General features: G+C 43.2%; 2 protein-coding genes. Both read left to right on the top strand.

Going from position 1 to position 2,389, the window contains the following annotated elements; all coding sequences use genetic code 11:
- Window positions 1-1,044: aldo/keto reductase (locus A3739_RS11960; protein ID WP_082878382.1), on the top strand; the 1,044-nt coding region annotated here is incomplete at its 5' end.
- Between the two features lie 93 nt (window positions 1,045-1,137).
- Window positions 1,138-1,734, top strand: a complete 597-nt coding sequence (locus tag A3739_RS11955) for a hypothetical protein (RefSeq protein WP_068480115.1) — start codon at window positions 1,138-1,140, stop codon at window positions 1,732-1,734.
- Window positions 1,735-2,389 lie beyond the last annotated feature (655 nt).

Raw genomic sequence — 2,389 nt, 5'->3', positions numbered from 1 at the left:
TCGAAGCTGGGAAGTTCCAACCTAAACGTTTCAAGAGTATGTTTGGGTTCAATGACTTGGGGCGTCCAAAATTCTCAGTTAGACGCCAGTAAGCAAATTGAATATGCCATATCGCGCGGTATTAATTTTATAGATACGGCTGAAATGTATGCTGTTCCGCCGTCGCCTGAAACCTATGGCAAGACTGAAAAAATTATCGGTAACTGGATATCAGCGAATAGTCAGAAACGTAAAGACCTAGTGATTGCAACGAAGATCGCAGGAAACGGCTTACCTTGGATTCGCAACGGTGCAGATATTACTGGCGAAGCAATTATTGCGTCGGTTGATGCCTCGCTAAAACGCCTTCAAACAGATTACATCGACCTATATCAATTGCATTGGCCCAACCGTACTTCGCCACATTTTGCAAAGCACTGGCCGGGCAAAATTACTTTTACAGATGTGGATACGGAGCACCACTCAAATGAAATGCTCCAAATTCTGCAAGCGCTTAACGACTGCGTTCAGGCAGGAAAAATCCGTTTTTGTGGATTGTCGGACGACACGCCATGGGGCATTAATGAATACCTGTGCTTAGCTGAAAAACATTCCCTTCCGAAGATGACATCAATACAGAATGAGTTCAGCTTATTGCACACGAAAGATTGGCCTTACTTAATCGAAAACTGCGTGCATCAGGATGTCGCGTATCTTCCGTGGTCGCCCTTAGGTGGCGGTGTGTTAAGCGGTAAGTATATTGATGGTAAGCGTCCAGAGGGCAGCCGTTGGAGTATGTCGCAGAGAAATGGATTGTTCAGAGACAGTGAGCAGGTTCAGCAATCAGTGAAGCGTTACATAGAGATCGCTAACCAACACAACATGACACCTTCCCAGCTTGCGTTGGCTTGGTGTGATCAGGTTGATGGTGTTACCTCTACCATTATCGGAGCTACGACTCATGAGCAACTTGAAGAAGATATCGATGCTTTTAATATGACCTTGAGTGACGACACGCTTAAGGAAATTGCGTCGGTAATAAAAGACTACCCGATGCCGTTTTAGTCGATGACTTCGTTCAGCTTGCTCGACACGATAACGGGCAAGCTGCCTTGCGAAGAAACTAATTTATTCGAGGACTAACGAAAGGAAGTGATCGTGACGACTGAAGCATTACAGCAAGCGAATTTACGTCAGTTGTTTATAGATTGGCAGCGCGAAGTAAAAAAGGATCTGCTTAAGCGCGGAAGCTTTTGGACGCCCACTTTCGTTAGTCAGCCAATGATGGCGCGCACCGTAGTGCTCAGAGATTTATTGCGTGACAGTGATAATGCAGTAGATACACCTTTGTTTATCGTTCATACGGATGTGCGCTCTCAGAAATGGACGGAACTGGCCCGAGAGTCGTCTTGTGCTTTGCACTTTTTCTGTTCGAAACGGAAGTGGCAAATGCGAGTGCAGGGCGAGGCTGTTCTGAATTCGGCCGACGATGTTGCGCAATTACAATGGGATGGGCTTTCTGAAAGGTCGCGTCGTATTTATGCGCTAAAGCACACTCCAGGGTCTTCAGTGGATGACCCGAAGGCCGCTTATACGTTTGAATCTGAAGCGTCGGGATTTGCACATTTTGGTGTGATTAGTATTCGGGCTACAAAACTCGAATCGTTGCAGTTAGATCGCCCAGATAGAACAGATTATCATGTCCGAGCATCTTGGGATCTTGAATCGCATTCACTTGCTTACTTGGCGCCATAGTTTTTGGCACTCAATACTAATGGCAATCTTAAATTGGATAATGACGTTCATCTCATTGACTTTGATTTTATTCGTTAACCCTGTCTATATTATTGGAGAAAAGACTCGACTAGCCTTTATCCGATTCTAATAACAGTATACGTCATGCCCAATTTCGCGCATAGCTTTGGTAGTCGTGACCATGTACTAGGTTCGATTACTATATGTTTTATTGTTTTAAATTCAAATGCGCGAATGTCGCGAGACTCCCCCTGATATGTTCAGATTAGTAATAGTATCAGGAGTAAGTCTTACTTAAATTCGGCTATTTTGTATACACGCACTAACTATTACAACAAGAATATGATTTACGAAATATTACGGCATGCAGTACTGGTGAGGTATAACTAGTTAAGTCATAGCGGAGTGAGTATTAATTTTTTCGTAATTACTAACAGTAAGAAACCTAAATACTATCAAAGTATATGTGTACGGCTATACTCATACTGAAACATAGAGTGAGTTGCAGCATCCGTAAATAACATTTAGCTGGATCTTAACAGGTATGCGAGCGTAGTCATGGATCAGGTAATCGATGCAATAAACCATATTTTATGGGGTTACATTCTCATTTATGGTCTACTAACTGTTGGAATATTCTACAGTTTCAAACTTG

Source organism: Oleiphilus sp. HI0067 (assembly GCF_001635735.1).
Note: the sequence above shows the minus strand (reverse complement) of the source record. Positions and strands in the feature narration are given on the sequence as shown.